Origin of the sequence: Ferrovibrio terrae, from assembly GCF_943371255.1 — a bacterium.
GTDB lineage: Bacteria > Pseudomonadota > Alphaproteobacteria > Ferrovibrionales > Ferrovibrionaceae > Ferrovibrio > Ferrovibrio terrae_B.
Map to the genome: position 1 here is coordinate 1 of NZ_CALRUC010000174.1, position 5,917 is coordinate 5,917.

A 5,917-nucleotide genomic window follows, 5' to 3' on the forward strand; every position below is an offset into this window, starting at 1 on the left:
CATTCACGCGATCCTGCCACGCGCGGCGGCTTTGCCAGCACCTATCTCGCCTATCTGCTGGCGCGGGCCAGCCATATCGTGTCGGAAGAATTCCATCTGGCGCTGAAGAACTGGAAGCTGTCGGTGCCGTTCTGGCGCGTGCTGGCCTCGCTGAGCGATGCCAACGGCATGTCGGTCTCCGATCTTGCCGCCATGACGATCATGAAGCAGCCGCGCATCACCAAGATCCTTGACCGCATGGAGGCTGATGGCCTGGTGGCGCGTCGCGCCGACCGCCATGATCGTCGCCGTGTCTTCATCGACCTGACCGACAAGGGGCGCCGCCGCGTCGCACCGGCGCTGGCCGCCGCCAAGGCGCATGAGGCCAGCATTTTGGGGCCGCTGTCGGAGAGCGAACGCGCCACCATCAAGCGCGCGCTCGACCTGCTGATCCACAATCGTGAAGAGGCAGCGCCAAAAACCGCCAAGCCGCGCCGCAGCAAGGCGACGCCGAAAGCCTAGTTCTCGGCCGGGAAGCCGGCCAGCAGCCGCTGTCGCAGCAGGTTGAGCCCGGCATTGAGCAGCAGCCCGAGCACGGAAATGCTGATCAGCGGCACGAACATGTCGACGGTCTGGAAGCTGCGCGAGGCGCGCACCAGCAGATGGCCGAGGCCATCGGTCGAGGTGATCATCTCGGCCAGGAATACCACGATGCAGGAAATCACCAGGCCGATGCGGCAGCCGGTCAGGATCGAGGGCAGCGCCGCAGGCAGGATCACGGTGAACACGCATTTCAGCGGCGAGGCGCCGGCCGCGCGTGCCGACCAGACCAGCTTGGGCTCCACCGCGAGCGCGCCGAAATAGGTCGCCAGCAGGATCGGGAACAGCGCATCGACCAGCACCAGGGCCACCTTGGGCGCGCTGTCGAAGCCGAGAACCAGGATGAAGGCGGGATACAGCGCCACCTTCGGCACCGGGGCCAACACCCGCACGATCGGCCGCATCATGGCGCCCAGCTGGCGGTTCACCGCGGCGAACAGGCCGATCGACACGCCGATCACCAAGGCCAGCAAGAAGCCGCTGAACAGGCGCACCAGCGTGATTCCGGCATGGCCCAGGAAGGTGGGCGACTGCACCTGCTGCACCAGGCGCCAGAATACCGTGGCCGGCAACGGCAACAGCGATGGTGGTGCCATGCCGCTGACGGCGATGCCATGCCACAGGCCGATCAGCAGCACGATCGGGCACAGTCCCAGCAGGGTGTCGCGGCTACGCTGCGCCCACATCAGCCGCCTCCCACCGCGAAATCCTGGCGCGGTTCGGACCAGGCGATCAGCAAAAGGCGCAGCCGCTCGAAACCGGCATCCAGCACGATGCCGAGCAGGCCGATCACGATGATCATGGCATAGACGGTTTCGTATTGTGCCATGTCGAGCGCGTTGAACAGGATGTTGCCGGCTCCGCTCTGGCGCGCGATCATCTCGCTGGTGATCATGGTGATCAGTGCCAGCACCAGGCCGGTGCGGCAGCCGACGAATATCTCCGGCGCCGCCGCCGGCAGCACGATGCGGAACAATCGCGCCACCGGGCCCAGGCCCATGGCGGCAGCCGACCACAGCAGCTTTTCATCGACGGCGCGCGCACCCTGGTAGCTGTGATAGATCACCGGCAGGCTGACGCCGAGGAAGATCACCAGGATCTTTGAGGCATCGCCGATGCCGAGCCAGAGCATGATGATCGGCATCAGCGCCGCTTTCGGCACCGGATAGATCACCATCAGCAGCGGGTTGGCGGTGGCGGCGACACTGCGGAAGCGCCCCATCAGCAGGCCGAGTGGAATGGTCACCGCCAGCGCAAGGCCGAAACCCAGCACCATGCGACGCAGGGAGTCGAGAATATGCAGCAGGGATTCGGGATCGCCGAGGATGGCGGGCACTTCGCGCAGGGCGGCAGAGGCCGGGGGCAGGCCATTGACCTGCAGCAGCCAGGCGCCAGCCTCCCACAGCACCAGCAGGCCGATGCAGGCCAGCAGCGGCGGAACGCCGGGCAGATACAGCAGCTGCCGCATGCTCAGGCCTGGTCCGGCGGGCTTTCGATCATCCGCTCGATCTCGACGATATATTCCTGGTAGCGGCGGTTGAGCAGAAGATCGGCGCGCTGGCGCGGGCGCGGCAGGTCGATATCGACAATGGCCTTGATGCGGCCGGGTGAGCGCGTCATCACGATCACCCGGTCCGACAGATATACGGCTTCGTCCACACCATGGGTGACGAACAGCACGGTCTTGCGGTCGCGTTCCCACAGGTTCAGCAGGTCGTTCTGCAAGGTCGTGCGGGTATGCGCATCCAGTGCGCCGAAGGGCTCGTCCATCAGCAGGATTTTCGGGTCATAGGCCAGCGTGCGGGCAATCGCCACGCGCTGCTTCATGCCGCCCGACAGTTCCTTGGGATAGAAATTCTCGTATTCGGCCAGATGCACGCGGCGCAGCAGGGCCGCGGCCTTTTCGCGGGCCTCGGCGCGGCCGACACCCTGCTGGCGCAGGCCATACATCACGTTGCCGATCACGGTCTTCCATGGGAACAGCGCGAATTCCTGGAACACCGGGCCGCGATCCGGGCCGGGGCCGGTCACCGGCCGGCCACCGACCGTGACGGTGCCGCCGGTCGGGGCGACAAAGCCGCCGACAATATAAAGTAGGGTCGACTTGCCGCAGCCCGAAGGCCCGAGGATCGAGACAAACTGACCCTCGGGGATGTCTGCGGAAATGTCCGACAGGGCCAGATGGCGCGCATGCCGGGTGGTGCCGAATTCCTTCGACACCCCGGCAATCTGGATCGCGCTCTCTGACACTGCGGAAACTGGCTCCTTCCTCACAAGACCCGGAGACAGCATCATTGAATGGGCGCCACCATGGTCGGGTGACGCATCGTCGACACATCCAGCTTGCGCGACAGCATGCCGGTCTGGGCATAGATGTCGAGCATGGCCTGCACGCCCTCGAAATTCGGGCGGGCATTCTCGTCACGGGCAAAGTCGTTCGGCTTCAGCAGATAGGTGTCCAGCACCTCGACCGGCGCCTTGGTCACTTCCGACACCACCTTCAGGGTCTCGGCGCGGTTGGCGAGGGCCTTCTTCATGCCGCTGGTGATGTCGCGGATGTAGAGCTTGGCCAGCTCCGGCTTCTTGTCGACGAAGTCCTTGCGGCAGACTTCCATGATATGGACGATATTCTGCTGCTGGTCCGACAGCGAGAACAGCTTGCGCAGGCCGCCCTTGGCCTCGGCGCGGGCGGCAAACGGCTGGTTCAGCACGCCGACATCGACGCGACCGCTGCGGATCGCATCTTCCGAACCGGGGAAGCCGGTTTCCACCAGCTTGATATCCTTCTCCATGTCGATGCCGTTGCGCTTGAGCAGCATGGCCATCGGGCCGAGAATGCCGGAACCGAACACATTGGTGCCGACGCTCTTGCCCTTGATATCGGCGACGGTCTTGATCGGCGAATCATCCTTCACCGCCCAGTAGACCGAGAAACTGCCTGGCTTTTCCGAGACATGCTGGGCGACGATATAGGTCTGCAGGTTGGCCTCGATGGCGCCCTGGGCGGCCGAGAGCACGGACTGCGTCGAGCAGTCCAGTGCGCCGGCGGCCATGGCCTGCACCATCGGTGCGGTGCCCTGGAACTGCACCCATTCGATCTTGTAGCTCTTGCCCAGATCGGCGAATTCCGTCGGCCGCCGCATCATCCAGTATTTCGATTCTTCCGCCGGGATGGTCCAGCCGACCCGGATGGTTTCCTGTGCCTGGGCGGGCGTCGGGAAGACAGCCCATGCCGTGACCGAGGCGAAAACTGCGCAAGCGACCTTTTTCATGCCATTCCCCCTGTTGGAAAATCGTCCAGTAAGATCCCGTCTCTGCAGCACCGGCTGGCCTTGCATCCGGCCGTCGAACCGACGCCCGAAACTCTCAGCTCTTGTGCAGCAGGACAGTGTCTGGCGACACGCTACCACATCGAATAAATATGAAAATACATATTTTCATATCTAAAACATGTTGGCGCTTTTCTGAGCCGCCTGCCGCGGTTTTGACCGCTCTACGCCATCTTGCGCAGCACTCTGTGTCGCCTGAGCTGCACTGCGCTGCACCATGCGCTGCAGCGGAGGGAGGCCAGCAACAGAGTGGAAGGGCAGGCCGGGGTTTGGCAATCGCAAAAGACCGGGCACGGATATTTCTTTGATCCGGATCAAGGCCGCCCGGTCTCTGCCGGCTATGGTGCGCCGATGGCCGACTCCTGGGCGAATTTTCTTTCTGCTTGCACAACGGCGCTGCATGGCAGCGGCCTGTCCACCTGGCTGCCCGTATCGCATCCGCTCGGCATGCTGCTGCTCGGCCTGGTCGGCGGTGCCGTGCATTGCGCCGGCATGTGCGGGCCCTTCGTGCTGGGCCAGGTCGGCAGCCGTCTGGCGACGCTGCCGCTGGCGCAGGCCACGGTGTTCACCCGTCTGCGCGGTATGGCCCTGCTGCCCTATCATGCCGGCCGTGCCACCACTTACACCCTGCTCGGTGCCGCAGCCGCCGGTCTGGCCGGCGGTGCCGGCCGGCTGACGGTACAAGGCTATCTGCCGGCGCTGGCGCTGCTGTTCGCCGCCGCATTGCTGCTGGTGTTCGCCTCAACGCAGCTGATCGCGCAGGGCAGCGGCAGCGGGGCTGCCGCCCTGCGCAACTGGTGGCTCGCGCGGCTGGGCCCGCTGTTCCGCCAGCCGGTTGGTCTGCAGGGTTACGGCCTTGGCCTTGCGCTCGGTTTCCTGCCCTGCGGCCTGCTCTATTCGGCCCTGTTGCTGGCGGGGGCAAGCGGCAGCTGGCAGGCCGGCGCGCTCGGCATGGCCGCGTTTGCACTGGGCACCATGCCGGGGCTGCTGGTTGTCGGGTTTCTGGGTGCGGCAGCCGGCCAGCGCTGGCGCCACGTGCTACAGCGCCTGCTGGTGCCGGTGCTGCTGCTCAATGCCGTGCTGCTGATCCTGCTGGCGCTGCGCTGGCTGACGGCTTCCGCCTAGCCGACCAGGTTGCGGTAGGCGTGCCAGCTGGCATGCGCCACCAGCGGAAACAGCAGGCCGAGCCCGAAGAAGAAGGTGACAAGGCCGACAAAGGTGAACAGCGCGATCAGCCCGGCCCAGAGCAGCAGCGCCTTCGGATTGGCCAGCACCGCGCGCACACTCAGCAGGATCGCTGAAATCACATCGATATCGCGGTCCAGCAGCAGCGGCAGCGACACGGCTGAAATGGCAAAGGTCAGCAGCGCGAAGCCGCCACCCATGGCGGTACCGACAATCAGGAAGGGCAGGTTGACGGGATCGAGCAGATAAAGCGGAATCTGGCCCAGTGGCGGTGTGCCGCCATGGAAATACAGCACGAACCACAGCATGGCGGCGCGCATCCAGGCAAAGTGCAGCAGCAGCAGCACGATGCCGAAATAGGCGATGCGCGGATTGCGCAGGAAGACATTGACGGTGTCGCGCAGGGTGACGGGCTGGCCGGCTTCCAGCCGCCGGCTGCATTCATACAGTCCGACCGCGATGAAGGGCGCGACCAGCAGGAAGCCGCCGGCCATCGGCAGCACCGCCCAGGTCCAGTCGGCGACCGACAGCACGCCGGCCAGTACCCAGCTCAGTAATACGATGGTGGCGCCATAGGCCAGGCTGACGGCAGGCGCTGCCACCATGTCGCGCCAGCCCTGTTGCAGCCACAGCCAGGGCTGGTCGGTGGGGATGGTGCGAATCTGGGCGGCAGCCCGGGTTTCGGTGTCAGTGCTCATGCGAGCCTCTCTGCGGCATTCGGTCACAGCAACTGCGACATACTGCCCCCATACGGCCGGCCGCCCATTGACCTGCATCAATGTCGTAGTCCGTCGAAATTGCATGATGGCCCCGCGTCACCAGAC

Annotated in this window: 7 protein-coding genes; 2 read left to right on the top strand and 5 right to left on the bottom strand. The window is 65.1% G+C overall.

Annotated features, from left to right (window positions below; all coding sequences use genetic code 11):
* On the top strand, nucleotides 1-501 hold a 501-nt coding region (locus tag AAG799_RS21990), incomplete at its 5' end, for a MarR family winged helix-turn-helix transcriptional regulator (protein ID WP_341899193.1).
* Here AAG799_RS21990 and AAG799_RS21995 read toward each other — a convergent pair.
* From AAG799_RS21995 to AAG799_RS22010, 4 genes are read right to left on the bottom strand one after another with little or no spacing between them, the layout of a single operon-like run.
* Nucleotides 498-1,265: an ABC transporter permease gene (locus AAG799_RS21995; RefSeq protein ID WP_341899194.1), complete on the bottom strand. Its 768-nt coding sequence runs from the start codon at nucleotides 1,263-1,265 to the stop codon at nucleotides 498-500. The genes AAG799_RS21990 and AAG799_RS21995 overlap by 4 nt on opposite strands.
* Nucleotides 1,265-2,047, bottom strand: coding sequence for an ABC transporter permease (locus tag AAG799_RS22000; protein ID WP_341899195.1), 783 nt, complete (start codon nucleotides 2,045-2,047; stop codon nucleotides 1,265-1,267). The genes AAG799_RS21995 and AAG799_RS22000 overlap by 1 nt, the downstream gene beginning before the upstream one ends.
* 2 nt (nucleotides 2,048-2,049) lie before the next feature.
* Nucleotides 2,050-2,829 (bottom strand): ABC transporter ATP-binding protein, encoded by a 780-nt coding sequence (locus tag AAG799_RS22005; protein ID WP_341899196.1) that lies wholly within the window; start codon nucleotides 2,827-2,829, stop codon nucleotides 2,050-2,052.
* A gap of 41 nt (nucleotides 2,830-2,870) precedes the next feature.
* Nucleotides 2,871-3,851, bottom strand: coding sequence for an ABC transporter substrate-binding protein (locus tag AAG799_RS22010; RefSeq protein ID WP_341899197.1), 981 nt, complete (start codon nucleotides 3,849-3,851; stop codon nucleotides 2,871-2,873).
* A gap of 408 nt (nucleotides 3,852-4,259) precedes the next feature.
* Here AAG799_RS22010 and AAG799_RS22015 point away from each other — a divergent pair, with 408 nt between their 5' ends.
* On the top strand, nucleotides 4,260-5,033 hold the full coding sequence (locus AAG799_RS22015; protein WP_341899198.1) for a sulfite exporter TauE/SafE family protein: 774 nt from the start codon (nucleotides 4,260-4,262) through the stop codon (nucleotides 5,031-5,033).
* Here the strand turns inward: AAG799_RS22015 and AAG799_RS22020 are convergent.
* Nucleotides 5,030-5,791 carry a DUF2189 domain-containing protein gene (locus tag AAG799_RS22020; RefSeq protein WP_341899200.1) on the bottom strand — a complete coding sequence of 254 codons (762 nt, stop codon included), beginning with the start codon at nucleotides 5,789-5,791 and terminating at the stop codon, nucleotides 5,030-5,032. The genes AAG799_RS22015 and AAG799_RS22020 overlap by 4 nt on opposite strands.
* Between the last annotated feature and the right edge of the window lie 126 nt (nucleotides 5,792-5,917).

Excerpts from the sequence above, each read along its gene's own strand:
- AAG799_RS21995 (WP_341899194.1), bottom strand. The coding sequence starts at position 1,265 with ATGTGGGCGCAGCGTAGCCGCGACACCCTGCTGGGACTGTGCCCGATC.
- AAG799_RS22000 (WP_341899195.1), bottom strand. The coding sequence starts at position 2,047 with ATGCGGCAGCTGCTGTATCTGCCCGGCGTTCCGCCGCTGCTGGCCTGC.
- AAG799_RS22010 (WP_341899197.1), bottom strand. The coding sequence starts at position 3,851 with ATGAAAAAGGTCGCTTGCGCAGTTTTCGCCTCGGTCACGGCATGGGCT.
- AAG799_RS22015 (WP_341899198.1), top strand. The coding sequence starts at position 4,260 with ATGGCCGACTCCTGGGCGAATTTTCTTTCTGCTTGCACAACGGCGCTG.
- AAG799_RS22020 (WP_341899200.1), bottom strand. The coding sequence starts at position 5,791 with ATGAGCACTGACACCGAAACCCGGGCTGCCGCCCAGATTCGCACCATC.